Source organism: Desulfurobacteriaceae bacterium (genome assembly GCA_039832905.1).
Lineage (GTDB): Bacteria > Aquificota > Aquificia > Desulfurobacteriales > Desulfurobacteriaceae > Desulfurobacterium.
Map to the genome: position 1 here is coordinate 1 of JBDOLX010000095.1, position 24,351 is coordinate 24,351.

Sequence of the window (24,351 nt, forward strand, 5' to 3'; positions counted from 1 at the left end):
TTAACAAAACCTATATCAAAATTTATCTTTCTTTTTCCCAAAAGGTGAAGTCTGATTCCAACTGCATAGGTGTTGTACTGAATTCTTGTCTCTTCATAGTAGTTGGGATCTCTAAGTTCGTACCCTATTCCATATCTTCCTCCAATACTAAATCTTAAAAACTTGCTATTGAATAGGTTTACTCCAAATCCTATTCCAAATTCATTAACATTGGTGTTTTCGTAATTATCAATAGATGAGTTATGAAGGATTGTATACAAACCTATGCCATACTTTGAGGGAGTTATAAGAAGTCCTGAAAGAAAAAATCCTAAATTAGTCTCTGTTTCGGTTGTATTTGCTAAAAATTCACTTAATCCTAGTCCTATTATTCTTTTTTTACCAATAGGGTACGGGTAAACAAGACCAGCTGGATTTTCAAAGAGAGCGTCTTCTCCTAATCCGTGTGCTACCAAATTTCCGGCAAGAGAAAGGGCTTTAGAAGTAGGGTATATTCCGAAAGGATCAGCTTTTCCGCTTTTTATGAAAAAGAGCGAGAAGATGATTCCTATTATTGTTAAATATCTTCTCACTCTATCCTCCCCAATTTTCTGTTTTCCAAAAGGAAAGAGTAGAGGATGGTAACAATGTTTATAATTATTATTTTGATCACTATTCCTTCAGGATATACCTTAGGAATCAGGTATTCCACAAGGATAGAGTTCATACTTTTTTCTGTATATGGAAGAAAGACTTCTACTACTAAGAAAGAGGTTACAAACGAAATTGCGGCAACTACGGTTGAGAATGGAAAGATTTTTTTACTACCCAAGTAGGATAAGAGTTTAAACTCTTTTTCAAAAGTTAAAAAGAACTTTTCAAGTTTTGCCTTTATAATTAAAAACCATACAATACCAATAAGAATAACTGTAAAGACCATAAAATACTCTACGTTTTTTTTAAGATACGTATAGTTTCCACAAATATCTTTCTTTTTTATTGTTTCCACTATCCCTTGTCCGCTATGAACATTCTTAGAAGAGTCATAGAAAAAGTAAACATAGTTTCCCTTGTTTCCGAATAGATTTTCAAAAGTTTTAAAGCTTGTTAAAAAAAGATTCTTGAAAATTTTCGACTTTTCTTTTGTGAAATCAACGTCAATAATTAGTTGATTAACGACAAAAACGGATCTATCTCCGTCTTTATCAAAGGAAACTTCGCTTCCTATAATGTCATAATCACTTATGAAGGAAAATAAGAACTTTGAAAGTAAAGCCTGATTATTTCCGTAAAGCAGAGAAAAGTAATCGTTTAGTTTCTTTCCCCATTTTTCAGAATATTTTGAAGCTTCTTTTGTTTCACATTCGGCAACTTCCGTCTGTTGGTAGTTTGATAGATAAGAAGTAGGTAATCTTAACATAAAGGGACTACCTATTTTTAAAAGGACGTTGTAAACATTTTCTACATCCTTTGGGTTATCCATATCACAGGTTTCGCACGTAATAGTGTTTTCAAAAGCGGTACAAGTAGCCTTTTCCCCTTTATAGGAAAAAGTTACTTTACCTTCTTCCAGCTGGCAGTTTAAACCTATCTCCCATAAAGTTCCTTCTCCCTCTATAGAAGTTATCTTACAGTGTTTCCTGTTTCCTTTAGAGTCTGTAATGTCAAGGTAGATGTCTTTTGGAAATTCCATTCCAAAAACGGAAATTTTTCCCTTAAAGATTCTTTCACCGTTAGTGAAAAGTTCCCCATTCTCGGTAAACCAAACCTTTCCTTTTAAAACGCCCTCTTGGGACTTTATAGGTAATGGATTCTTGGAAATTACAACTTTCTCTGGTAAAAAAGAAGTGTAGGAACCGAACAAACTTCTGAAAACCTCTTTTCCAAAAAGTAAGAGGGCTACTAAACTATTTGCAATAAGGAAGAAAAAGGCTATAAAGAGAAAATCTCCTTTATAACCCTCTATAAAATAACGCAGTTGCTTTCTATACATCATCACTTTCTCCTATTGGAGAACGGTAATTTTTCTCAACAAAATGCCAAAGTAGAGGAAGACTTAATATTCCAAATAGAAGATACTTGAAGCTGTCTATTATGTATTTACTCTTTATTTTAAATATATCTTCTAAACCTTTTACTTTTCCAAAAGTGCTACCTAACAAGGAAATGCCAACAGCAATGGTGTTTCCAAGCACTATAAAAATTAGAACTATAAAAAGAGAAAAAGCTGAGGTGTAGAGTATTAATTTTTTCTTGTCTACTCCGAAAAGGAAAGAGAAACCTATGTATTTTCTAAAATCGTAAGCGATGTCTGTCCAAACGGTTAAGATTAAAAGTATGGAAAAAGCAACGAAAAGCAGGGAAAATATAGAATATCCTTTTTCAACCACAAAGTAAAACGCTCTGAAAGAGAAAGGAACCAAATCTATCCAGGTCTCTACGGAGTACTCTTTTGGAATTTCTTTTAATACTCTATCCTCTTTTCCCTCTTTTGGATAGATAACCATTTTATAACAGCTTTTTTCTTGTAAAGGAGTTAAAGAGAGAATTCTTTCAACCATATAGTTGGGGATGATTAACCATGATTCTCCTACAATGGCATCTACGGTTTTGACCTGTGTTTTAATCTCTCTATTTCCTTTAATGAAGATAATTTCATTTTCTTTTTTTAACAGTTCTGATAGGCGGTTTTTAAGCTCAGGAGTAACAAATACAACATTTTTTCTATCTTTTACAATTTGAGAGTAGTCTTTGAGAAGGAAAGGAATAAATCTTTCATCAAAACTTCTAACGGAAACGTTTTTTAGTAAGAGTTTTTTCTCATCCGGTAACTTAATTACTATTTTATTTTTGTCTAAGGATAAAAACTCCTTTGTCACGTATCCATCTTTAATTTCATCTTTAATTTCAAGGCGAGGAGGATTTAAAGATTCTATATAAATTGGAGGATATATACCTTTTAATTTTTCTATGTATATTCTGTATCCGTTTTCTATTATGGAGTTGGTAAAAAAGAGAATTCCAAGAATCAATAACAATATTACTACGTAAAGTTTTCTTCTACATAAAACTTTAATTCCAAACTTAAAGAACACCCCCATTGTTTCTCTACCTTTCAATTGAATTGTAGATGGAGTTTTCTATAGACTCTAAAAGTTCCTTATCATTTGTAGAGGAAAGCTCTACTGTGTAAATATCGTTGTATTTACGATCAAATATATTGATTTCAACGTTAAGTTTTCCGTTTTCTCTTTTGGCAAAACCGAAAATTACGTACCTTACTCGGTACTTTCGGCTAACCTTCGAGAGAAAATTCAATCCTTGCTGCTGATACTTCTGATAAAAACTAAGAATTGTCTTTTTGTATCTTTTCGACGGAGTAACCTTTCTTACAATAGAATAGAAAAACTTAGATGAGTTGGCATTTGATTTCATAATACCGTTGTTTATACCTCTATGAACAAGTTTTCCTACTCTCGAGTCATATTTGAATGAACTTTCTTCCTGAATTACAGGAGGAACAATAATAATTCTTTCTTGGGATATGGAAAAAGCATTCTTGAATCCCAACATTAGGAAGACCACTATACTTACAAGGGTAAATAATTTCCTTACCATTTCGTTTTTCCTCCAGCTGAAAGGTGTAAACAGTTTGCTAATTTGATACCCGATTGGTATAGAAGGTTTTTAATTTTTTTCGACGAAAAGGAAACCGGGATGGAAACTGAACAAATCTTCTCTGTTTTAATGTTAAAAGCTGCCAATTCCAGCTGTAGAGAAAAATTTGATAACTTTTTCTGAATAAGTTTTTTGCATTCATCTTTGTTTTTTCCTGAAGAAGAACAATTCCTACCCTCTTTTAGTAAATTTTCTAAAATTTCCTCAGAAAGATTCAATTTGGAAAAAATAATGATGTTAACTCCGTTTATTTTTTCTACAGCGGATAGGTAAGAAATATCATGTGAGTGTTTGTAAAACTCTTCCAAGTACTTACGACAACGTAGAGCAATTCCCAGACAAACCTTTTCTTTAAGATTCGGAAGTTTCTCTATAGGAATAAGAACAATGGGATTTTCATAGCTACAAGCAATACCTCTATAAAAGTATGAAATAGAAAAATAAATTCTCTTTCTTAAGTATTCCGTTTCTCTTTTCGTTTTTTTTATGATCCACTTAGACAGAAAGTCGGATGTATCAATTAAATATCTTTCTATATTCGTTTCTTCAGGAGCAATAATGGAGACTTTAAGTTCTGAAGCAATTATGTTAAAGGAAGGTATATAGAGGGAAAGTACAAAAAGAAAGAAGGCTATTTTCTTTCTTACCATCCTTCATCTCCACTGCTTGGAGTTTCTTGAGAAGATTCAACCTTTTGTCCGATGGAAGAAGAGTTTATGGTTACTGTGAAAAGATCAGCCCCGGCTTTATACATAGATTTTTTCAACGATCCACTGTTGAACCTTAGTGTAATAGGAATTAACGAGGTGTAGAGGGCTCCTGAGTTTCCTTCAAATGCCATTACGTTGATTTGGAAAGGATAATCAAAAATCTCTTTTTCTATCTTTCTTTTACATTCTCCAGGCTCTTTTCCACTGGCAAAACATTTTTGGATTTCACCTATTACCTTTTCTGTTATATCAGCATTTACTTCGGTAGATAGACCTATTTCTGCAAAGACAACAATATCTCCGTCGTTAACTTCAAGGATATTGGGAAGAAAAGTTTGGTCCTCTATGTTATCATAGAATTCTTTTACATCTTCTAAACACCTTTTACTAATTCCCAAACAAACTTTTCTTCCTTCGTCGTCTATAAACTTTTTTTCCTCTTTGTTATACTCTGGAAAGCAGTGTATAGAGATAAAAATTACCGGTTTTCTTAGCTTTTTAGCGATTCCTTTACCTATGTATGATAAGTTAAAGTAGCTATACTTTCTCAGTCGAGAAAGTTTTCTATTTATTTTTTTCACAATTTCTGATGCAATTTCTCTCTGTGTTTTTGTTTCTAAGTCTTCTATTTCATCCGTTGCCATTTCTAAGCTTTCCGAGAGTTCTTCTTCTATTCCGGGAGCGACTAAAGCAACTTTTATTTCTGAGTCTCCAAATACCGTTCCGAATGATAAAACGCTACACAGGATAGCTATAATTATTTTCTTCTTCATTTTGTCTCTCCTTGGTACTCTTTTACGTATTCAAATTCAACACTGTCTTTATGCCATTTTAGTTTGGCATTTGTCCATTTTAGATCTGGATAGAGTTTGTAGAGGTTTTCTTTAGCAATTGATCTAAATCTTGATGTAGGAATCTTGTACTCTATTTTTACTTGACAGCTTGCAGGTGAAATAAACAAAGTTTTTACCTGGGAATGAGGAATTGAGAGGACATCTTTGTAGCTTTCGCAAGCATTTTTCATTATCTTCTCTTTCTTTTCTACAGTGATAACGTATCTGTCATCCATTTTCTTTATAGGAAGATTTGTGTAGCTTTTTAATTCTTTTAATGCATACTTATCAAAGTCAAAGGGGGTTTTGTATTCAACTTCAACGTCTACTGTCCAACCTTCGCTGTCGGCAGTCAGGGATTCTTCAGGACTTTTTAGTTTGTAATCCACTTTCTCTATAGTGGCGTTTTTAGGAATATACTCTGTAGAAGTTATTAAATAGTTTTTTAATTTTTCTTTGAAGGATCCATCTTGACAATTTACAGATGTTCTAAACATGCCTTTTTCTACTTTACATCCTTTAAAGTTTGACAAGGGAATATCTTCTACTAAAAGAGAAAAGAATCTCTCTTGGCAGTTTCGAGATAGCCCTTTTTCTCTATTTCTCAGTAGATCGCAAACAGATCTTGACGGTATTTCAAACTGTATGAAACCATTCTTTTCTCGTAGATAACCCTCTTTAAGTATACTTTCCGGTAAAGTTAACTTCTGGTAGACTAAATTCTTTAATTCTTCTGGAGCCAAAATAGGATTTTTCTCTGCCTCAAAGTAAAAAAGATATTTTGAGTTTTTTCTTTTATAACCTTTAAAAGCAACTTTTAGTTTTTCATTTCTGTCTTGTAGGCTATCAGTTATTTCTTGTTCTATCCTTTTTTTAACAATTTCTATTAGCTTGAGGTTTTTCTTTTCTTTTTCTCCTAAGCCTTTGAGTTCAAAACGCCACTTTTTCCTTCCAGAAATCAGCTTTATCGGTATACCTTTCTCGTCAAGAAGAATCTCAAAAAGTTTTATTTTTCTACCTCTTTTGTATCCTAAAATATAGATAGTATTTCCTCTTTTTTCTGCCGTAGCTTTAATTAAAATTGGTTTATAAGGTTCGTATATGTAGAAATCTTTACCTTCTAAAGATTGATGATTTATTAAAGCTAAAATCAAAGTATCTACGTTAAGAACAGGAAATTTTTCTATTGCTATGTAGAATCTCTTTTTAGGGTTGTATATTAAAGCTTGTTGTTGTGGTCGGAAAATACCAACTCTTCTAAGAAAACGTTTCTTAAAGTCGGAAAGGTCGTAACTTACTTTAAAGATTCCCTTTCCTGTTTTGAAAACTATAATTCTCCCACGGTTATCAAGAACAATTTCTTTTTGAGGAGCAAAGAAGGGTAATGATTGACTAACCTGAATATAGGAAGAAGAAAGAGTGTTTTCAGTTTTCTCCAAAAGTATCATTCCTACTGGTTCTTTATCCTTAGCAAGGTAATAAAAATACTTTATAAAGAAATGATTTTCTTCGTTAGCGAAAGAAGGATTAAGAAAAAATACACCAGTGATCGTTGATAGTAATAGTTTTCTTATCATTTTTCCCCTCCTTATTCTCTAACATCAAAGAGTTTTAAACCAAACTTTTCATCAGTGTCAATACTATTAACTACATAATGCCCTATCTTTAACTCTTTCTCACACACTTCTCCAGCTTGTATTTTGGAACATTCAACTTCATCGCTACCTGAGAAATACTTCCATATTTTTACCTTAAAATCGTAGAGAGAGCTTATATAGCCCGTTTCTGTCTTTTTAAAAACTTTTTTTACGTTAAAAACTTCAACCTTGATCTTTTCAGGAGCTTCTTCCACTATTACAAATATCTTTGGAGGAGAAGATTTTCTTAATTTGCTTAGAAGTTTTTTTGGATAGTATTCTACTTCTCTCTTTTCTCTAAAAGTTCCATATCTTAATAGATTAATTCCAGGAAGAGGAGTCAAACATTTAAATTCTACTGACACAGTTTCTTCTGAAGAGTTGGCATCGAAAAGATTTATAGCTTCTACTAATTTCTCTTCTGCTTCTTTATACCTCTTTTGAGATAGTAACTTTTGGGCTTTCTTGAAATTATCTATTGCTAACTTTTCATTTGAGCTAACAGGTGTGCACTCCTGAATGTTTAAAGCATTTGCGATTAAAGGTTGAGTAGTAAGGCAAAAGCTAATAAATAGGAAAAACTTTCTCATTTTTTCTCTCCTTGTTTTTGATTTATTTCAAAGGTTTTAAGGATTTGAGGCTTAACTACTAACCAAATGTAAAGAATTCCACTTTTGGGATCTTTCCACTTATCTTTTACTTCTGTTTCCTCGGGTAGAAAGTAGTACTCTCCTCTTAGTAAAGAATCGCAAGAAAACTTCTTACTATAGTTTCCTGAAAGGGCCTTTTTAACTCTTTTTTCACATATACTCTTAACGTAAACTTTAAATTGAAAGGCAAGTTCTGAAAGTGCTCTGAGCTTTGCAATTTCAACTTGTTCGTCTTCTTCGTATTTTGGTTCTGCCCATCCTATACTCCCGATAACTCCGCCTAAGAAAGGGTTATCAATCCATAATGGTCTTTCTGCGGAAAAGGCACTACTACAGAAAAGAATTAGTATTAGAGCAGAAGCTTTTTTATATACCCCCATTCTTTGTCTGCCTCTAATATTCACAACTAATCATAACAAATTATTGTAGGTAATTGATCTTTGCTTGTTACCCCTACCCAGTTTCCTGTTTCTATTTCTTGGAGTTTGTTTTCTATGTATTCCCTCAAGTTTTATTCTTTTTTAAAAAATCAATCATTTGGCTTCCCTGCTAGTTTCTTCTGTTTAAAAATTAACTTAATCTTTAGTAAGTATCACGATTGTTGATATTTTGAAACCTTATAAGAATAACTTTACAAAATCTCCTTCCTTATATTTTGTTCCCTGTGTTCTACGTATATTTCGTAGTCAGGATAAGTTTCTTTTATTTTTTTTGAAAGGAGTTCTACAAAAGCAACAGATCTGTGCTGTCCTCCAGTACAACCTATAGCAAAAGTAATGTATGCTTTCCCCTCTTTTTCATACATAGGAATGGTAAGCTTCACAAACTCAAAAATAAGATGAAAAATCTTTCTTGATTCCTCATGTTCCATTATGTAATCAACAACTTCTTTATCCATACCTGTTTTTGGGCGAAGGTGAGAAACAAAATGGGGGTTGGGTAAGAACCTTACATCAAAAACGTTATCGGCGGATGCAGGAATTCCGTACTTAAACCCAAAGGAGAGAAAGGTAATCTTCAAAGTAGGTTTTTCGTCAGCAAGAAGGTTCTTTATAAACCTTTTTAATTCATGGGTGTTCATAAAGGAGGTATCTATTATTAGGTGAGAAAGTTCTTTTACTGCTTCCAGAACTTCTTTTTCTTCGTCTATTAGGTTTTCTAAACTTTTGTTGGGACTGTATCTTTCAAAGGGGTGTGGGCGCCTTGTTTCACTAAAACGCTTTATGAGAACATCTTTTTGTGCTGTGAAGTACCAGATCTTTACTAAAGGAAACTGCTCTTTTAATTTCTTTAGTATTGTTGAAGCTGTTTTTCTAAAACCGGGGTTTCTAATATCAATTACTAAAGCTGCTTTTTCTATTTCTGGATTGTCTTCAATTAATAGTAAAAGGTTCGGTATAAGATCTGGTGGTATATTATCTATACAATAAAAACCAAGGTCTTCTAAGTGTTTCATGGCACTTGATTTTCCAGCACCTGATTCACCGGTGATAATGATTATCTCTTTTCCTTTCATTTCTCCACCTTGAAAACCTTTACGTCATTAAATAAAAATTCAGGAACGAAAAGTTTACCATTACAGTAATTAATATCGACAGGAGAGGTTATAACAACTTTTGACTTTAATTCTTTAACTTTTCCGTCTTTAAAGGAGTAGATTTTTCCTTCTGAGAAATCGGAAAAAAGAATGGTTCCATCGTTTAAAACGGTAACCCCATCAAGATTTGAAAACCCATAAGCTAAGGTTTTAATGCTTTTCTTATTAATATCTATTTCAAATAACTTTCCTTCTCCCCAACTTGCAACGACTAAATTTCCATTTTTCAGAAAAGCGAGTCCATTGGGCAGTTCCAGATTAGGACTTTTTAAAAAGATGGAAATTTCTAAAGTTTCAGTATCTATTCTGTATATAGTGTTAGTTTGGGTGTCGCTAACGTAAACGAATTTTTTTCCGTCGTAAGCAACATCGTTTAAAAACTGGGCATCTTTTACTTTTATCTTTTTTAAAACTTTACCGCTTTCAGAATTGGCAACAACTACAGTATCGATATCAGCTATAAATAACTTCTTGTTGGCAACAGCTATTCCCTTTGGAGCGTTTAGGTTGGATATAAACTTTTGGAGTTTCTTATCCTTGCCAAATATAGCAATAAATCCGTCACCATCTTTTTTAGCTGGATACGGTTTTCCTACGTTTGAAATGAAAATTTTTCCGTTAAAACACTCTACACTTTCGGGAGTTTCAAGTCCTTTTATGCTAAAGATTAAAAAAAGTAAACTTAGAGTTTTTACCCCCATTTCAACTTCTCTCTTAATGTTTGGTAGTAAGATTTTCTTGGGTCTCTTAAGATTAGAAGATCGTGAGGTGATCGTGTAATTTCTATAACGTCACCCTTTCTAAGCTCTATTCCTTCTTGCCCGTCGAAAATGACCATTACGGTTTCGTCTTTTGTTTTTAACCTTGCAGAAAGACATACGTTTCCTTCAAGAACTAAAGGTCTTAACGTTAAAGTGTGGGGACAAATAGGAGTAAGAAGCATTGCATTTAAAGTTGGCATTAAGATTGGTCCACCGGAAGAAAGAGAGTATGCTGTTGAACCTGTTGGGGTAGCTACTATAACTCCATCACCACGAAAAGTAGTAACGTACTTTCCATCGGCTTCAATTTCTATTTCAATTATTCTTGCTAAAATATCTCTCTTTATAGCTACTTCGTTGACACATCTATAAATGGAAACGTGTCCATTTTCCCTTAAAACTTTTACTCTAATTACAGGTCTATTCTCTAAGACAAATTCTCCGTTTAAAAGTCTTTCTAGACTTTCTTCTATTTCATCTATAGATACTTCTGTTAGAAAACCGAGCGTTCCAAAGTTTATTCCCAAGAGTGGAACCGGTCTTTTGTCAACAAGTTTTGCTACTGTCAAGAAAGTTCCATCGCCACCAAGAACAAGGATTACGTCTACTTTGTCAGGAAGCACTAATCTATCTACAACTTTTACATAAGGTTTGCAAGAATCTTTCGTGAGTTTACAGGTTTCTTCATCTGTAAAGAGTTTTACAGGATAGTCTTTTAACTTTTCTACTATCTGTTTTATCCCTTTTGCACTTTCGGGTTTTGTCGGATTGGCAATTAGACCTATACTCTTATAGGCTACTTTTCTTCCTTCTGTCATCACCGTCCACCTTTATTATCTTGCACATTTCGTAAATTCTTGATTCTGTCCTTTCATCAAATTTTGAAGCAAAGCTTTCGTCTGTTGAAACCTCAAATCTTAGGTTGGTTGTGATTATTGTGGGTAGGCTATTAACGTATCTATAGTTTATGATTGTTGCCAAAATGTCTCTTGCCCATTCTGTATTCCTTTCTGCACCAACATCATCTAAAACCAAAAGAGGAGTTTTCAAAACAGGTTCTAAAACTTCATAGCTTGATTCGTTCGTGTCAAAAGTGGTTTTTATATCTATAAGGAGGGTTCTAAAGTCGTAAAAAAGTCCCCTTAATCCTTTGTATTCTATAATGTTCCTTAAAGTAGCACTTGCTAAATGGGTTTTTCCTGTTCCGGGTGGTCCGTAAAGAAGAATTCCTCCTTTTACAAAAGGGAAAAGGTAAAAAAATTCTCTACACTCGTAAAGTGCTCTTAATTGATCTATAGTTTGAGGTTCGTAGTTTGAAAATTTGCACAATCTATATCTTAAAGGAATTCCGCTACTTTCTAGGTAGATTTTCTTAAACTTTTCAAATTGACACTTGCACCTTACGGCTTTACGTTCTCCACTTTTGTTTTCTATAATCCAACCACTACCACCACAAATTTTGCAGTTCAAGTTATGCTCCTTGAGTTTTCGGGATTACTTTAAAATTATAGTATCTGGGGAAGAAGGTGGACATTGTAAAGAAAGTTATAGAAGGAAAAAGGATATCTGAAGAAGAAGCTTTAGAGCTTTTAAAAGATTTTGATCTTTTAACCCTTGGTCAACTTGCAAATTTTGTAAGAAATAGGAAACATCCTGAAAAGGAAGTAACATTTGTAATAGATAGAAATATAAACTACACTAACGTTTGTGTATGTAAATGCCGTTTCTGTGCTTTTTACAGAAATAAAGAAGATAAAGACGCTTATGTAATAAGTAAGGAAGATCTTAGAAGGAAGATCCAAGAAACGGTAGATTTAGGTGGAACAGCTATTTTGTTGCAGGGAGGTCTTCATCCAGACTTAAATATTGAGTTCTATGAGGATCTTTTAAGGTTCATAAAATCTGAATTTCCCGAAATTCATATTCACGGTTTTTCGGCTCCAGAAATCCTTCATATATCAAAATTATCTGGGATTTCTATAGAAGAAACCATAAGGAGGTTAAAAGGAGCAGGACTTGGTTCTATTCCCGGTGGTGGTGCAGAAATCTTAGTAGATAGAGTAAGAGAAAAGATAGCTCCAAATAAGGCAAAAACTAAAGAGTGGCTTGAAGTTCATAGAGTAGCGCATGAAGTTGGTTTAAGGACTACTGCTACTATGATGTTTGGTAGTCTTGATACCGATGAGGATGTAGTTGAACATCTAAAGGTGATAAGAGATTTGCAGGACGAAACGGAAGGGTTTACAGCATTTATTCCTTGGAGTTTTCAACCGGACTACACAGAGCTTTCAAATGAAGTAAAAGAAAAAGCAAGTGGTGAAAGATATTTAAAGGTTCTAGCAGTATCTCGAATCTATCTTGATAACGTTGACAACATTCAGGCTTCATGGGTAACTCAAGGTGGAAAAATGGCACAGATAGCTTTAAAGTTTGGGGCAAACGATTTTGGATCTTTAATGATAGAGGAAAATGTCGTTGCAGCTACTGGAGTAAGATATAGACTACCTCTCTCTGAAATTGTAAGGCTTATAAAGGACGCTGGATTTACGCCAGTTCAAAGAGATACTCTTTACAGAAAGATAGCTTACTTTTGACGTTTCCCAAGTATTAAATCTTTTACAAATTTTACATAGTGTTTAAAAATAAATTCTACAATGTTAAAGCTTACGTACTCTATCTTGCACCCTATTGAGATAAATCTCTCCAGTTCTGTAATCCTTACAACTTGAACTCTTAAGATTTGAACGTCTTTAACAACGGATAGTTTTGTTCCCGGTTCAACTCTTTTTAGTTCACTTGAGGATGTTATTAGATTAACGCCGTTGAAACTAAGATCATGTATGTAAGCTTCTCCTACTTCTTTGCCGTCTATAAGTACTTTAAACTTTCCAGCGTATTCTGGACAGAAAGTGTATCTCTTAGAGAAACGCTTTTCTTCCAGTGGGCTATTTTCGATTTATACCACTAAAGAATCATCAGAGAAAAACTTTAGGGGAAGAGCTTTTACAAGAAAAGGCTCTCCTTTAAGGTTAAGGTCATTAATGAAAAGAAACTCTTTATTCTTTATGAGGTTTAACACTTCCGGAGGGGAAACATTTTTTACTACAAACTGATCTTCTTCCAGCTTTTCTAATTTGAAAAAAAAGAAAATAGGAATTTTCACTCTTAAACCTATTTTACACTTAATTTCTTGGAAAAAGAAACCACTGTACCTTCTATTTTCTATCATCTGTTACCTTTTCGAGAAGTTCTTCAAATAGTTCAGCAGCTTCCAGTACTTTCTTTTCAAGTTCTTGGAACTTATCACCTATTGAATCTTTGCTATTTTGAAGAGCTTCAATAATTTCCCCTGCAATTTTGTAGCAGTCCTCTATAACGCTTTCAAGTTGATTGGATATTTCAGGTAAACCATCTACTTTGAAACTCTTGAGTTCTTTGTGTAGCCACTTTCTAATTTCTGAATTTTCAAACTGAGGAATTTCTCTTATTGTTGGAAGTTTAGCCACCCAGTCTGAGAAGAGTTCCATACCTTTGATAATTGTTGAAATGAGTTTTCCAATGTCAAACTTAGAAATGTTTTCGTGAACAGACTTAACAGAAGCCCTTGTCCTGTATATCGTAGACTCTAATTTCTTGAATACTTCGTTGAACCTATCAATTTCGTTGTTAATTGAGGATACATTTTCTTTTACTGTATCAAGAGCTCCCAATTGCTGTTTAAGAGTAAACAGAATGTTATCGGTTACCTCAGATAAAGATTCAACCTTTGTCCTGATTTTTACAAGCACCTCCTCAGTTTTGGCCATTTCTCCTTTAACCTTCATTGCTTCATTGGCTCTCTTTTCAAGGTCTTGAGAGAATTTTTCTATAAGATGGATAATGTTATTGACTATGTTTCCTATTTCTTCTGCGGAACTTACTGTTCTTGTAGCAAGCTTTCTTACTTCTTCAGCAACTACTGCAAAACCGCGTCCAGCCTCTCCAGCTCTTGCAGCCTCAATAGCAGCATTTAGGGCAAGTAGGTTTGTTTGGTCTGCAATGTTTTTTATCGTTTCCACGACGTTTTGAATTGTGGTAGAACCTTTCTGAAGATCTTCGATTTTGTTCCTTAACTTTATGACTTTATCGGCCAATTCCTGCACGTCGCTTACAGATTTAGAGACTATGTTGGCACCTTTTTGGGTTTCGCATTCCACTTCTTCAACTTCCTTTCCTGCTGTTTTTAAGAGCTTGTTAATGTCTGATATGGAATTTGCAAGAACTTCAGAAGATATTGAAAGTTCTACAAACTTTTCTTTTATATCTTTGCTCTTAATGTCGGTGTTAAATAGCTCCATAATTAAGAGGCTTGCGTCTGTGGAAACTTTTGCAGAGAGTTTCTCTAGCTCTTCGAATGTATTCTTTATCCATCCTAAGAACTTATCAAATTCCTTTGCAAGAAGTCCAAGTTCATCATCCTTATCTATAGAAAGTCTCTTAGTTAGATTTCCTTTTTCAATTTCTCTCATTGTTCTTGTCATTGCTTGAATTGGCATAACGATAGCTCTGTAAGAGCTGAATGCACCAATTCCAATTATTATCAAGCTGAAAAGAGGAATTATTCTTACAAGGAAACTTACGGAAGAAAGGATACTGTTTGCTTCTTCTTCTACTTTTTCTTTTATATTTTTGAGAGTTCTTTCTTTCTGAGAAAGTTCTTTAATCAAGACTTCATGGTCTACGTTTCCTTTCTTTATCTCTGAAACTGCAGAAAGTAAAATTGAGTAAGCTTGTGTAGCTTTAGGATTATCAAACTCTGTTAGCCTTGCTAAATCTCTCTGAATGTTTTCCTCGACGGTTTTATCTGGAAAGAGTATATAGCTCTTTAAGTCAGCAATGTCTTTTTCAACGCTTAGTATAGTTTTTGAAAGCTCGTTCTGGTTTTTGAAGCTAAGTAGTTTGAAGTGGATAAACTCTGTAAGGAAGAGTATCATCATAACTTCTACGACGAGAGAAACAAAAAGTTTAGTCTTTATTTTCATGCCTCACTCCTTGAAATTGCTGGCCTAGCCTATACTTAAACTATATTACCAAATCTTCTTCTTTATTTGTATATAATTCTCAAACTTTTAACAGGAGGAGGCTCTTTGAAGTTTAAACTCAAAATTGAGAAGCTTGTTTACGGTGGTAAAGGGCTTGGGAGAGTTAACGGTAGGGCTGTTTTTGTTCCTTTTGTTGCTCCAAATGATGTAGTTTTAGTTGAAGAAGTAGTAAGAAAAAGTGGATATAGTGAAGCTAGGGTAGTTGAAATCTTAAAACCCTCGGAGTTTAGAACAAAACCTTTATGTCCTTACTTTGGAAAGTGTGGTGGGTGTGATTGGCAGCATATAAAGTACGAGAGCCAGGTAAAGTTTAAAAGGGATATATTGGAAGAGAACCTTCAAAAAATAGGGAAGATAAAAAAGCCCAACATTGATGAAGTAATTTCATCTGCTTCTTGTTGGAATTACCGGAATAGAGCACAACTAAAGGTCAAAGATGGTAAGGTTGGTTTTTTTGCAAAACACAGTCATAACATTGTTGATATAGATAGATGTTTGCTTCTAAAGGAAGATATCCAAGATGTAATGCCGAAGCTTAAAAGACTCTTAAGAGAGCTTCCAACAGAGCCTTCCGAATTTCATATCTACTCTTCTTCAAAAGGTGAAGTTCTTTTAAAGATTGTTTATCAAGGAAAGTTCAAGAAGATAAATCTTACTCTGCAAAGAATAAAGGAAATCTTAAAGCTTAACATTGTCGGTTTTGGTATTTATAAGGTAGGGACAGAAGGTTATCCGGAAAGAATCAAGTTTTTTGGTAGAGACTTTACTTATGAAACGGTTGGAAAGTTTAAGTTTAGAGTAAGCGCAGATTCTTTTTTCCAAGTAAACATTTTCCAGCTTGAGAACTTAACAGATAGAGTTTCTAGGGCGGCAATGGAATATCAGTTTAACTTAGCAGCAGACCTTTACTGTGGAGTTGGAACGTTAACAATTCCTGTTGGCAGATACGTTCATAAAGCTTTTGGGGTAGAAGCTAACTTTTCTGCTATTAGCGATGCTCTCTACAATAAAGATATAAACGGACTTAGGAACATAACTTTCTACTGTAGAGAAACAGAGGAAGGACTTGATATAGTAAAAGAATACTGTCCTGATCTTGTTGTAGTCGATCCTCCAAGAAGTGGTTTAAGCCAAAAGGTTGTAAGAGAAATTGCAAATCTTCCGAAGATTAAGAAAATAGTTTACGTTTCCTGCAATCCTTCAACCCTTGCAAGAGACATAGCCCTTTTCCACCAGTATGGAATAAACATGGAAAGGGCAAAGCTGATAGATATGTTCCCACAAACTTACCATGTTGAAACAATAGCATTTTTAAGGAAGGTAAGATGATGTTGAGAGTAAAACTTTTTGGAGTAGAGTTTGAAAATCCTGTGTGGACTGCGTCTGGAACGTTTGGGTTTGGTCTTGAGTATGCGCCTTATCTTGACTTAAACAAAGTTGGGGCGGTTTGTGTAAAAGGTCTTTCAATAAACCCACGGCAAGGAAATGAGCCACCGAGAATTTGGGAAACCCCTTGTGGAATGCTTAATGCGATAGGACTTCAAAATCCGGGAGTTAAATACTTTGTTGAAAAAATTGTTCCGGAACTTAAGAAGTACAAAACAAAAGTGATTGCAAACATCTACGGTTCGACAGTTGAAGAGTACGTTGCCGTTGCTAAAGAGTTAAAAGGCATAGATGGAGTTGATGCGATAGAACTTAACATCTCTTGTCCAAATGTTAAAAAAGGAGGATTGGCATTTGGAGTTGACCCGGTTGAGGCTGCAAGGCTTACTGAAGCTGTGAAGAAAAACACTGATAAACCTGTAATAGTAAAGCTTTCGCCCAACGTTACGGATGTAGTAGAAATTGCCAAAGCTGTGGAAAGTGCAGGAGCCGATGCTCTTTCAGCTATTAACACCCTTCTTGGAATGGCGATAGACATTTATAAAAGGAAACCAAAACTAAAGAACAAGTTTGGAGGTTTATCCGGTCCTGCAATAAAACCTGTTGCAGTTAGAATGGTTTACCAAGTTTCAAAGGCTGTAAATATACCAGTCATAGGTATAGGTGGTATTTCTACTTGGGAAGATGCAGTTGAGTTTTTCCTTGCAGGAGCTTCTGCAGTACAGGTTGGTACTGCAAACTTTTTTAATCCAAAGGCAGTAGAGGAGATAGTTGAAGGACTAGAGAACTATTTAAAGGAAATGGGATATAGTAGCATTGAAGATCTTGTTGGAGATTTAAAGGAAGAGTAGTTCCCGTTGCGGGAACTACCATAATTCTTTACGTATGATTATTTCGTCTCTCTGAGGACCGGTTGAAATCATTGGAATTTCGGTTTCTAAGTAATCTTCGATAAATCTTATAAAGTTTTGAGCCTCTTTTGGTAAGTTCTCAAACTTTTTAATGTGGGTTGTCTCTGTTTTCCAGCCGGGTAAAGTTTCGTAAATCGGTTCAACCTGATTAAGTTCTTTTGCTGTTGATGGGAAGTAGTCAATTTTCTTTCCGTTTATAGAGTATCCAACACATACCTTTATTTCGTCAAAAGCATCTAAAACATCAAGTTTTGTAATTATCAGACCGTCAAGGTCATTTACCATTTTTGAGAACTTTAGGGAAAAGAGGTCTAACCAACCACATCTTCTTGGTCTTCCAGTAGTAGAACCGTATTCATGTCCTCTTGCCCTTAAAAGTTCTCCCACGTTGTCCTTTAATTCTGTTGGGAATGGACCACCACCTACTCTTGTGGTGTAAGCCTTTGCAATTCCAAATATTTTCTTGATTTTCTTGGGACTTATTCCTGTTCCAGAGGATATTCCAAGAGATGAAGAGTTAGAAGATGTAACGTAAGGGTATGTTCCTATATCTATGTCAAGTAAGGTTGCCTGAGCGCCTTCAAAAAGAACTCTTTCTCCATCATCTATTGCGTTATTTAGTATGGAAACTGTATCAGTGATGAAATCTTGGAGCTTTTCATAAGTTTTCACAGTGTTTGTGTATATTTCGTCAAAATTAAAGTTTACTTCATAGTTGTAAACGTGCTTTAAAGTTAACTCTTTTTCCCTTATGTTCCATTTCAATTTCTCTTTGAAAGTTTCTTCATCTTTAAGGTCTGCAATCCTTATTCCGACCCTTCCAGCCTTGTCTCTATAAGCTGGGCCAATTCCTTTTAGAGTTGTTCCAATTGACTTGTTTCCTTTTAGTTTTTCAGCTGCTGCATCAAGAGCTTTATGGTAAGGGAATATTATGTGTGCCCTCTCACTGACAAAGATTCTTCCTTCAACGGAGATTTTTGCGTTTCTTACCAGTTCGACCTCTTTCAGTAATCCTTCAAGGTCTATTACCATTCCGTTTCCGAGGACGCACTTTTTCCCTTCGTGAAGTATTCCGGAGGGGAGAAGGTGGAGGATATATTTCTTACCGTCGACTACGACTGTATGACCAGCGTTGTTTCCTCCTTGAAACCTTACAATGAAATCTACTTTCTCAGAGAGAATGTCAACTATCTTTCCTTTTCCTTCATCGCCCCATTGGGTTCCGACAATTGCAAGTGTAGACATTAAACCGCCTCCTCAAAAGCTATTGGTAAGTTCGTCAATTGTTATTTTAATAGGTTCTTGCTTTTCCCTTACAAAGAGTAGACACTCATCCTCTTTTAATCCTTCAGCGTTTAGGACAATAACTTTTTCATAACCTTTATTGAAGGCTACTTTCAAAGAGCTTTTTAAATCCCGTTCTACAATGTCCCTTGCAACAGAGTATCCTTTCTTTCTCAAGGTTTTGGCGATCTTGTGTGCTTTGAAAAGCTCTTTTTTTAGATCAACTATGTAAAAGTCAAGCTTCTGGCTTGCCTTTAACACTCCTTTTTTTTCCAAAAGTTCTTGTATAGCATCTATGTTTAAAGCTATTCCCGTTGCAGGGAGAGGTCTTCCAAACTTTGCTAAAAGTTCGTTGTATCTTCCTCCACCACCAAGAGAGAAGCCAAAAAGAGGATGAAAAACTTCAAAAGTAACCCCTGTATGATATTCCATTCCTCTTTTCTCTGAAAGGTCAAAGATTACCTTTTTCTCAAATCCATAAGTCTTGAGAATGGAAACCATCTCCTTTAAGGAAAGGACAGCTTTTTGGGATTTTTCATTTTTAAAAATTTTCAAAGCTTCGTCTAAGACCTCTTCCTTGCCGTAAAGTTCTAAAAGGACTTCTATTTTTCTCTTTTTGTCGTTTTCTATTCCTCTTTCTTCAATAAAAATCTCAATTCCCGATAAATCTTTGTGTCTTAAAAGTTTTATGAAGGTATCTTTGTCATCTATCTCAAGTTCTTCAATTACTCCTTCTATAAATTCACTGCTTCCTATATCTATCTGAAAAGACTTTAATCCTAAGTTCTCCAAGACGTTTACAACGATCGCTACTATTTCAGCGTCGGCTTCAACGTGTGGGACTCCTATAAGTTCTATACCAAACTGAAACTGTTCTCTATCGGAGTCTATGTCTCTAAAGATTTTTCCCTTGTAAAAAAATCTAAAAGGGGGTTCATCATCTTTAAAAGAAGATGCAACAATTTTTGCAACTTGAGGAGTGAAGTCTGGTCTAACAGCCATTAACTTTCCTGTAAACCTGTCTACAAGTTTAAAACTCACTTCTTCAAGGTCTTCACCTACAATCTTAAAGGTGGAAAGGTACTCTATAGTGGGAGGAGAAATTTCCCTATATCCCCAAAGGGATACAACTTTTTCTATTTTTCTTTGTATTGCCTCTCTAACCTTTGTTTCATCCTGCAAAAGGGTTTTAAAACCTTTGGGTATTTCTGTCTTTACCATCTTACAGTCCCAATGCCTTTACTATTTCGTTCTTGTCTGCTGGTAAAGTAAGTGGTTCTACTCCAATGGACATCGCGGTATCTGGATCTTTAAGTCCGTGTCCTGTGAGCGTGCAAACTATTACGTCGCCTTTTTCAAACATTCCTTTCTCTCTTGCACACTTTATTACTCCAGCAATTGAAGCAGCAGATGCAGGTTCGCAAAAGATTCCTTCAGTTCTTGCCACAAGTCTGTAAGCTTCTAAGATTTCTTCATCCGTTACCATATCTATGAAACCGCCAGATTCTTTAGCAGCGTTAACAGCTCCTTCCCAGCTTGCAGGATTTCCAATTCTAATAGCAGTAGCTATGGTTTCAGGATTTTTCACAGGATGTCCAAGAACGATTGGTGCAGCTCCAGCAGCCTGCCAACCACACATTTTAGGTTTTGAGTCAACTTTACCGGCTTTAAAATATTCTTTATATCCCATCCAGTAAGCTGTGATGTTTCCAGCATTCCCTACAGGAATGAAGTGGTAATCTGGAGCTCTTCCAAGTTGCTGGCAAACTTCAAACGCAGCAGTTTTTTGTCCTTGGAGTCTGTAAGGATTTATGGAGTTAACAATTGTAATCGGATATTCAGCTCCAATTTCTCTAACTATTTCAAGAGCTTCGTCAAAGTTTCCTTTTATCTGAACAACATTTGCTCCATACATTACTGCCTGAGAAAGCTTTCCAAGTGCTATTTTTCCTTCAGGAATTAAAACAACTGCTTTTAGACCCGCCTTTGCTGCGTACGCTGCGGCAGAAGCGGATGTATTTCCGGTGGAAGCGCAAATTACTGCTTTTGCACCTTCTTCAACGGCCTTTGAAACGGCCATAGTCATTCCTCTATCTTTAAAAGAACCGGTAGGGTTAAGACCTTCAAACTTTAGATAAAGTTTTATTCCTGGCTTTATCTCATTTGCAAGATTGTTCGCTTTAATAAGTGGAGTATTTCCTTCAAGTAGTGTTATTACAGGTGTTTTTTCAGAAACGGGTAAAAAATCTCTAAACTCTTCTATAACACCTCTCCACTTTTTCATTAGTTTCCTCCAAAAACTTTTGAATATGTAGGGGAAATTCTATCACCTAAAATCTATTTACTTATGATAAGATTTACGCCAAAGAAAAAGTAGGAGGCAATATGTTTGAGGGCATTTACGTTGCCATTCCAACGCCTTTTAAAAATGGAAAAGTTGATGAGAAGGCTTTAAAGGATCATTTAAATTTCCTAATAGAAAATGGAGTTGATGGAATTGTTCCTTGTGGAACAACAGGTGAGAGTGCAACTCTTTCTTACGAAGAACATGAAGAGGTAATAGCTTTAACGGTTGAGGAGTGTAGAGGAAAAGTAAAAGTTATTGCTGGAACAGGTTCAAACTCCACTGAAGAAGCCATAAGACTTACAAAGTTTGCAGAAAAAATAGGGGCTGATGGTGCTCTTCTTATAACTCCTTACTATAACAAACCTAACCAGGAAGGACTCTACTTACACTTTAAAAAGGTAGCTGAATCTGTAAACATTCCAATAGTTCTTTATAACGTTCCTGGAAGAACTGGCGTTAACATGCTACCAGAAACTGTGGCAAGACTTTCTGAAATAGAAAACATAGTAGCGATAAAAGAAGCAACAGGCGATATGAACGTAACAACCGAGATAGTTAGACTTTGTGGAGAAAAAATAACAGTCCTTTCAGGAGATGACTTAACATTCTTCCCTCTCCTTTCTGTTGGGGCAAAAGGTGTAATTTCCGTTACTGCTAACATCGTTCCTGGCAAAATGGTTAAAATGTACAAAAACTTCGTAGATGGAAAAATAAAAGAAGCAATGGATCTCCACTTTGAAATTTATCCACTTTCAAAAGTTCTCTTTATAGACACAAACCCAATTCCTGTTAAAACTGCCCTTTACTTTATGGGAAGAATGGAGAAGGAATTTAGGCTTCCATTGTGTCCTACTTCCATAGAGAAGGAAGCTAAAATTAGAGAGGTTTTAACCAACTTAGGAGTTATATGATGGCAATTTCAGACTATAGGGACTTGGAAAGGCTTTTCCATTACTTTGAGATAAGGGAAAAGGATAGAAAGAATATGCAATTTTTGGGAAAGATTCTTTTACCTTACGAAGAGGAGTTTGCAGAAGCTTTCTACAATAACTTGATGAAATTTGAGGACATAAAAGAGTACTTACCGAAAGATAAGATAGATAGACTTAAACAGACAATAAAAGAGTGGTACAGAAAGCTTTTTTCCGGAAACTATGATTCTGAGTACCTTCTTTATCTTCTTAGGGTAGCTAAAGTTCACGTGGAGGAAGCGATACCTCCTCACTACATCATTATTGCTATGAACTTTGTTGGAAGATTTTGTACAAGAAGAGTGGCAAGATTTTTCTCTCAGCAAGCTAAGGAATTTCTAAATAGTAAAGAAAGAACTGATAAATATCACGATGGGGAAAAGGAAATAATAGAAGACTTTATCCTAGATGAAGTTTTTGAAAGGATGGAAGACTTAAACAGGTCTTTACGGAAGTTTTTAGCTTTAAATGAAGATATTTTGTTTTCCTACTATATAGATTCAGAGCTTAGAACGCTCCTAAATGCAACAAAACTAGAAAGGTTTACTATTTCTTTTAGTAAAAAGTTCGCAATATTTATGGATATTGCTATTCTTTTGGGGCTTATGTTCCTTGCAATCTTTGTAATCGGTCTGTTTGCTATGGATATATCTCACATATTCCACGGAAACCTTGCTCACGGTCTTATTGCTGCTCTTGGTGATCTTCTAATCTTGTGGACAGTACTAGAGCTTCTTAACAGTGAAATCAAGTTTATGCTTGGTGGAGAGCTTGCTGTTAGTGCTTTTGTAAGTGTTGCTCTTGCTGCTACCATTAGAGAAGCGTTGGTTGCCTCACTCGAACACACAAAACCTATAGAGTTTAAGTTGGGAATAGGTGCCTTAATACTCATTCTAGGAATAGTTTTTGGAATAGTTAAATGGTTTGAATTGAAAAAAGAGAAAAAGAGGGGTTAACTTATGGTTAAAGTAGCTGTTCTTGGTGCTGAAGGAAGAATGGGAAACTTAATTGCAAATCTTGTTTTAGAAGATAAAGATCTAAAGCTTGTTGGAGTTACAGAAAAGCCAGATTCTAACGTTATAGGGAAAGACTTTGTAAAGGGTGTAAAGTTTTATTCTTCCATAAGAGAAATACCGGAAAAACCAGATGTTATTATTGACTTTACTACTCCTGCTGCAACTCTTTCCCTTTTAGAAGAAGCAAAAGATTTAAATATTGCTCTTGTTATAGGGACAACGGGTTTTAAAAAAGAGGAAAAGAAGAAGATAGAGGAAGTGGCGAAGTTTATTCCAATTGTTTTCTCTCCTAATATGAGTCTTGGGGTAAACCTCCTTTTTAAACTTGTCGCTGAAGTTACGAAAGCCCTAAAAGACAAAGGGTATGATATTGAAATATTTGAAATTCACCATAGGTTCAAAAAGGATGCTCCTTCTGGAACTGCAATGAGGCTTGCTGAAATAATTGCTGAAAACCTTGGAAAGGATTTGGATGAGATAGCCGTTTACGGTAGAAAAGGGATTGTTGGAGAAAGAAAACAAAATGAACTTGGAGTTTTTGCTGCAAGAATGGGAGACGTTGTTGGAGACCATACGGTATTTTTTGCAACACTTGGGGAAAGACTTGAACTTACCCATAGAGCTACAAGTCGTGAGACTTTCGCGAGAGGAGCGATAGTCGCTGCAAAGTGGGTTGTAGGTAAAGAACCGGGACTTTACAACATGTTTGATGTTTTGGGGATTTGATGAAAAAGGTTATTTTGGCGAATAAATGGGAGGTTATATGTTTGAAGTCATTCCAGCAGTTGACATAAAAGGCGGAAAATGTGTAAGGCTCTATCAGGGAAGAGCTGATCAGGAGAAGGTCTATTTTGAGAACCCTGTTGAAGTTGCCAAAAAGTGGAAAAGTGAAGGAGCTAGAAGAATTCACGTTGTTGATCTTGATGGGGCTTTTGAAGGAATTCCAAAGAACATAAAAATTGTTGAGGAAATAGTGAAAAGTGTTAGTGTCCCAATTCAGTTTGGGGGAGGAGTTAGAACTATTGAAGCTTTGGATAGGCTTTTCTCAATTGGAGTCGATAGAGTCGTTGTTGGGACTGTTGCAGTAGAAGAACCAGAACTTTTTGAAAGAATGGTCAAAAAGTATCCAGGAAAGATTGTTCTTGGAATAGATGCAAAAGGCGGAATGGTTACAGCAAGAGGTTGGGTTGAAGTAACGAAGATACCTGCAATTGAGCTTGCTAAAAAGTACGACGAAATGGATATATGGGGCTTTGTTTATACGGACATTTCAAGAGATGGAACTTTAACAAGTCCAAACTTTGAAGAAGTGGAGAAGTTTGCAAAAAGCGTTAAAAAGCCTGTAATAGCCTCTGGTGGCGTTTCTAAACTGGAGGATATCATCAAACTTTCAGGGATTAAGAATGTGGTTGGAGCAATAGTAGGTAAGGCTCTTTATGAAGGGAAAATATCTTTAAGGGAATGTCTTGAAAATTTAGGAGTTTAATTGTTTTGGTAAGATAACCTTGGT

General features: G+C 35.2%; 25 protein-coding genes. 7 read left to right on the top strand and 18 right to left on the bottom strand.

Features of this window, described 5'->3' with window-relative positions:
* The 13 genes from ABGX27_07105 to ABGX27_07165 form a co-directional block, all read right to left on the bottom strand.
* The coding region (locus ABGX27_07105) for a hypothetical protein (GenBank protein MEO2069261.1) at positions 1-572 on the bottom strand (572 nt) is incomplete at its 3' end.
* Positions 569-1,975: a hypothetical protein gene (locus ABGX27_07110; GenBank protein ID MEO2069262.1), complete on the bottom strand. Its 1,407-nt coding sequence runs from the start codon at positions 1,973-1,975 to the stop codon at positions 569-571. The genes ABGX27_07110 and ABGX27_07105, both read right to left, overlap by 4 nt.
* A complete protein-coding gene (locus ABGX27_07115; GenBank protein MEO2069263.1) occupies positions 1,965-3,080 on the bottom strand; it encodes a hypothetical protein in 1,116 nt (371 codons plus the stop codon). Before ABGX27_07115 ends, ABGX27_07110 begins: the two co-directional genes overlap by 11 nt.
* 7 nt (positions 3,081-3,087) lie before the next feature.
* Positions 3,088-3,597, bottom strand: coding sequence for a hypothetical protein (locus tag ABGX27_07120; protein ID MEO2069264.1), 510 nt, complete (start codon positions 3,595-3,597; stop codon positions 3,088-3,090).
* On the bottom strand, positions 3,591-4,307 hold the full coding sequence (locus ABGX27_07125; GenBank protein ID MEO2069265.1) for a hypothetical protein: 717 nt from the start codon (positions 4,305-4,307) through the stop codon (positions 3,591-3,593). Before ABGX27_07125 ends, ABGX27_07120 begins: the two co-directional genes overlap by 7 nt.
* Positions 4,301-5,140, bottom strand: coding sequence for a hypothetical protein (locus ABGX27_07130; GenBank protein ID MEO2069266.1), 840 nt, complete (start codon positions 5,138-5,140; stop codon positions 4,301-4,303). Before ABGX27_07130 ends, ABGX27_07125 begins: the two co-directional genes overlap by 7 nt.
* A complete protein-coding gene (locus ABGX27_07135; protein MEO2069267.1) occupies positions 5,137-6,777 on the bottom strand; it encodes a hypothetical protein in 1,641 nt (546 codons plus the stop codon). The genes ABGX27_07130 and ABGX27_07135 overlap by 4 nt, the downstream gene beginning before the upstream one ends.
* 11 nt (positions 6,778-6,788) lie before the next feature.
* Entirely contained in the window at positions 6,789-7,427 is a 639-nt protein-coding gene (locus ABGX27_07140; GenBank protein MEO2069268.1) for a hypothetical protein, read from the bottom strand.
* Entirely contained in the window at positions 7,424-7,867 is a 444-nt protein-coding gene (locus tag ABGX27_07145) for a hypothetical protein (GenBank protein ID MEO2069269.1), read from the bottom strand. The genes ABGX27_07140 and ABGX27_07145 overlap by 4 nt, the downstream gene beginning before the upstream one ends.
* Before the next feature lie 251 nt (positions 7,868-8,118).
* Complete coding sequence (gene rapZ, locus ABGX27_07150; GenBank protein MEO2069270.1) at positions 8,119-9,003, bottom strand: RNase adapter RapZ; 885 nt, start codon at positions 9,001-9,003, stop codon at positions 8,119-8,121.
* Positions 9,000-9,785 (bottom strand): ATP/GTP-binding protein, encoded by a 786-nt coding sequence (locus tag ABGX27_07155; GenBank protein ID MEO2069271.1) that lies wholly within the window; start codon positions 9,783-9,785, stop codon positions 9,000-9,002. Before ABGX27_07155 ends, rapZ begins: the two co-directional genes overlap by 4 nt.
* Positions 9,776-10,663: an NAD(+)/NADH kinase gene (locus ABGX27_07160; GenBank protein MEO2069272.1), complete on the bottom strand. Its 888-nt coding sequence runs from the start codon at positions 10,661-10,663 to the stop codon at positions 9,776-9,778. The genes ABGX27_07155 and ABGX27_07160 overlap by 10 nt, the downstream gene beginning before the upstream one ends.
* A complete protein-coding gene (locus ABGX27_07165) occupies positions 10,635-11,315 on the bottom strand; it encodes an ATP-binding protein (GenBank protein MEO2069273.1) in 681 nt (226 codons plus the stop codon). The genes ABGX27_07160 and ABGX27_07165 overlap by 29 nt, the downstream gene beginning before the upstream one ends.
* A gap of 56 nt (positions 11,316-11,371) precedes the next feature.
* Between ABGX27_07165 and mqnC the strand changes: the two genes are divergently transcribed.
* Entirely contained in the window at positions 11,372-12,439 is a 1,068-nt protein-coding gene (gene mqnC / locus ABGX27_07170) for a cyclic dehypoxanthinyl futalosine synthase (protein MEO2069274.1), read from the top strand.
* A 362-nt stretch (positions 12,440-12,801) separates the two neighbouring features.
* On the opposite strand, the gene ABGX27_07175 is transcribed toward mqnC, so the two are convergent.
* Both ABGX27_07175 and ABGX27_07180 read right to left on the bottom strand, forming a co-directional pair.
* Positions 12,802-13,074 carry a hypothetical protein gene (locus ABGX27_07175; protein MEO2069275.1) on the bottom strand — a complete coding sequence of 91 codons (273 nt, stop codon included), beginning with the start codon at positions 13,072-13,074 and terminating at the stop codon, positions 12,802-12,804.
* Positions 13,061-14,866 carry a methyl-accepting chemotaxis protein gene (locus tag ABGX27_07180; GenBank protein ID MEO2069276.1) on the bottom strand — a complete coding sequence of 602 codons (1,806 nt, stop codon included), beginning with the start codon at positions 14,864-14,866 and terminating at the stop codon, positions 13,061-13,063. The genes ABGX27_07175 and ABGX27_07180 overlap by 14 nt, the downstream gene beginning before the upstream one ends.
* Positions 14,867-14,971: 105 nt before the next feature.
* Here ABGX27_07180 and ABGX27_07185 point away from each other — a divergent pair, with 105 nt between their 5' ends.
* Together ABGX27_07185 and ABGX27_07190 are read left to right on the top strand one after the other, a co-directional pair.
* A complete protein-coding gene (locus ABGX27_07185; protein MEO2069277.1) occupies positions 14,972-16,255 on the top strand; it encodes a class I SAM-dependent RNA methyltransferase in 1,284 nt (427 codons plus the stop codon).
* A complete protein-coding gene (locus tag ABGX27_07190; protein ID MEO2069278.1) occupies positions 16,252-17,163 on the top strand; it encodes a dihydroorotate dehydrogenase in 912 nt (303 codons plus the stop codon). Before ABGX27_07185 ends, ABGX27_07190 begins: the two co-directional genes overlap by 4 nt.
* 15 nt (positions 17,164-17,178) lie before the next feature.
* On the opposite strand, the gene ABGX27_07195 is transcribed toward ABGX27_07190, so the two are convergent.
* Genes ABGX27_07195 through thrC form a run of 3 tightly spaced genes read right to left on the bottom strand, consistent with a single transcriptional unit; the run spans position 17,179 to position 20,791 of the window.
* Positions 17,179-18,468 carry an adenylosuccinate synthase gene (locus ABGX27_07195; protein MEO2069279.1) on the bottom strand — a complete coding sequence of 430 codons (1,290 nt, stop codon included), beginning with the start codon at positions 18,466-18,468 and terminating at the stop codon, positions 17,179-17,181.
* 12 nt (positions 18,469-18,480) lie between these two features.
* Complete coding sequence (gene hisZ / locus ABGX27_07200; protein ID MEO2069280.1) at positions 18,481-19,728, bottom strand: ATP phosphoribosyltransferase regulatory subunit; 1,248 nt, start codon at positions 19,726-19,728, stop codon at positions 18,481-18,483.
* A 1-nt stretch (position 19,729) separates the two neighbouring features.
* Positions 19,730-20,791 (bottom strand): threonine synthase, encoded by a 1,062-nt coding sequence (gene thrC / locus ABGX27_07205; protein ID MEO2069281.1) that lies wholly within the window; start codon positions 20,789-20,791, stop codon positions 19,730-19,732.
* Between the two features lie 101 nt (positions 20,792-20,892).
* Here thrC and dapA point away from each other — a divergent pair, with 101 nt between their 5' ends.
* From dapA to hisA, 4 genes are read left to right on the top strand one after another with little or no spacing between them, the layout of a single operon-like run.
* On the top strand, positions 20,893-21,765 hold the full coding sequence (gene dapA, locus ABGX27_07210) for a 4-hydroxy-tetrahydrodipicolinate synthase (protein MEO2069282.1): 873 nt from the start codon (positions 20,893-20,895) through the stop codon (positions 21,763-21,765).
* Positions 21,765-22,781 carry a protoglobin domain-containing protein gene (locus ABGX27_07215; GenBank protein ID MEO2069283.1) on the top strand — a complete coding sequence of 339 codons (1,017 nt, stop codon included), beginning with the start codon at positions 21,765-21,767 and terminating at the stop codon, positions 22,779-22,781. Before dapA ends, ABGX27_07215 begins: the two co-directional genes overlap by 1 nt.
* A gap of 3 nt (positions 22,782-22,784) precedes the next feature.
* Positions 22,785-23,567 carry a 4-hydroxy-tetrahydrodipicolinate reductase gene (gene dapB / locus ABGX27_07220; GenBank protein ID MEO2069284.1) on the top strand — a complete coding sequence of 261 codons (783 nt, stop codon included), beginning with the start codon at positions 22,785-22,787 and terminating at the stop codon, positions 23,565-23,567.
* Positions 23,568-23,604: 37 nt separating this feature from the next.
* Positions 23,605-24,327: a 1-(5-phosphoribosyl)-5-[(5-phosphoribosylamino)methylideneamino]imidazole-4-carboxamide isomerase gene (hisA, locus tag ABGX27_07225; protein MEO2069285.1), complete on the top strand. Its 723-nt coding sequence runs from the start codon at positions 23,605-23,607 to the stop codon at positions 24,325-24,327.
* Positions 24,328-24,351 lie beyond the last annotated feature (24 nt).

Coding starts and splice junctions, on each gene's coding strand:
- ABGX27_07110 (MEO2069262.1), bottom strand. CDS start 1,975: ATGATGTATAGAAAGCAACTGCGTTATTTTATAGAGGGTTATAAAGGA.
- ABGX27_07115 (MEO2069263.1), bottom strand. CDS start 3,080: ATGGGGGTGTTCTTTAAGTTTGGAATTAAAGTTTTATGTAGAAGAAAA.
- ABGX27_07120 (MEO2069264.1), bottom strand. CDS start 3,597: ATGGTAAGGAAATTATTTACCCTTGTAAGTATAGTGGTCTTCCTAATG.
- ABGX27_07125 (MEO2069265.1), bottom strand. CDS start 4,307: ATGGTAAGAAAGAAAATAGCCTTCTTTCTTTTTGTACTTTCCCTCTAT.
- ABGX27_07130 (MEO2069266.1), bottom strand. CDS start 5,140: ATGAAGAAGAAAATAATTATAGCTATCCTGTGTAGCGTTTTATCATTC.
- ABGX27_07135 (MEO2069267.1), bottom strand. CDS start 6,777: ATGATAAGAAAACTATTACTATCAACGATCACTGGTGTATTTTTTCTT.
- ABGX27_07140 (MEO2069268.1), bottom strand. CDS start 7,427: ATGAGAAAGTTTTTCCTATTTATTAGCTTTTGCCTTACTACTCAACCT.
- ABGX27_07145 (MEO2069269.1), bottom strand. CDS start 7,867: ATGGGGGTATATAAAAAAGCTTCTGCTCTAATACTAATTCTTTTCTGT.
- rapZ (MEO2069270.1), bottom strand. CDS start 9,003: ATGAAAGGAAAAGAGATAATCATTATCACCGGTGAATCAGGTGCTGGA.
- ABGX27_07155 (MEO2069271.1), bottom strand. CDS start 9,785: ATGGGGGTAAAAACTCTAAGTTTACTTTTTTTAATCTTTAGCATAAAA.
- ABGX27_07160 (MEO2069272.1), bottom strand. CDS start 10,663: ATGACAGAAGGAAGAAAAGTAGCCTATAAGAGTATAGGTCTAATTGCC.
- ABGX27_07175 (MEO2069275.1), bottom strand. CDS start 13,074: ATGATAGAAAATAGAAGGTACAGTGGTTTCTTTTTCCAAGAAATTAAG.
- ABGX27_07180 (MEO2069276.1), bottom strand. CDS start 14,866: ATGAAAATAAAGACTAAACTTTTTGTTTCTCTCGTCGTAGAAGTTATG.
- ABGX27_07190 (MEO2069278.1), top strand. CDS start 16,252: ATGATGTTGAGAGTAAAACTTTTTGGAGTAGAGTTTGAAAATCCTGTG.
- ABGX27_07195 (MEO2069279.1), bottom strand. CDS start 18,468: ATGTCTACACTTGCAATTGTCGGAACCCAATGGGGCGATGAAGGAAAA.
- hisZ (MEO2069280.1), bottom strand. CDS start 19,728: ATGGTAAAGACAGAAATACCCAAAGGTTTTAAAACCCTTTTGCAGGAT.
- thrC (MEO2069281.1), bottom strand. CDS start 20,791: ATGAAAAAGTGGAGAGGTGTTATAGAAGAGTTTAGAGATTTTTTACCC.
- dapA (MEO2069282.1), top strand. CDS start 20,893: ATGTTTGAGGGCATTTACGTTGCCATTCCAACGCCTTTTAAAAATGGA.
- ABGX27_07215 (MEO2069283.1), top strand. CDS start 21,765: ATGGCAATTTCAGACTATAGGGACTTGGAAAGGCTTTTCCATTACTTT.
- dapB (MEO2069284.1), top strand. CDS start 22,785: ATGGTTAAAGTAGCTGTTCTTGGTGCTGAAGGAAGAATGGGAAACTTA.
- hisA (MEO2069285.1), top strand. CDS start 23,605: ATGTTTGAAGTCATTCCAGCAGTTGACATAAAAGGCGGAAAATGTGTA.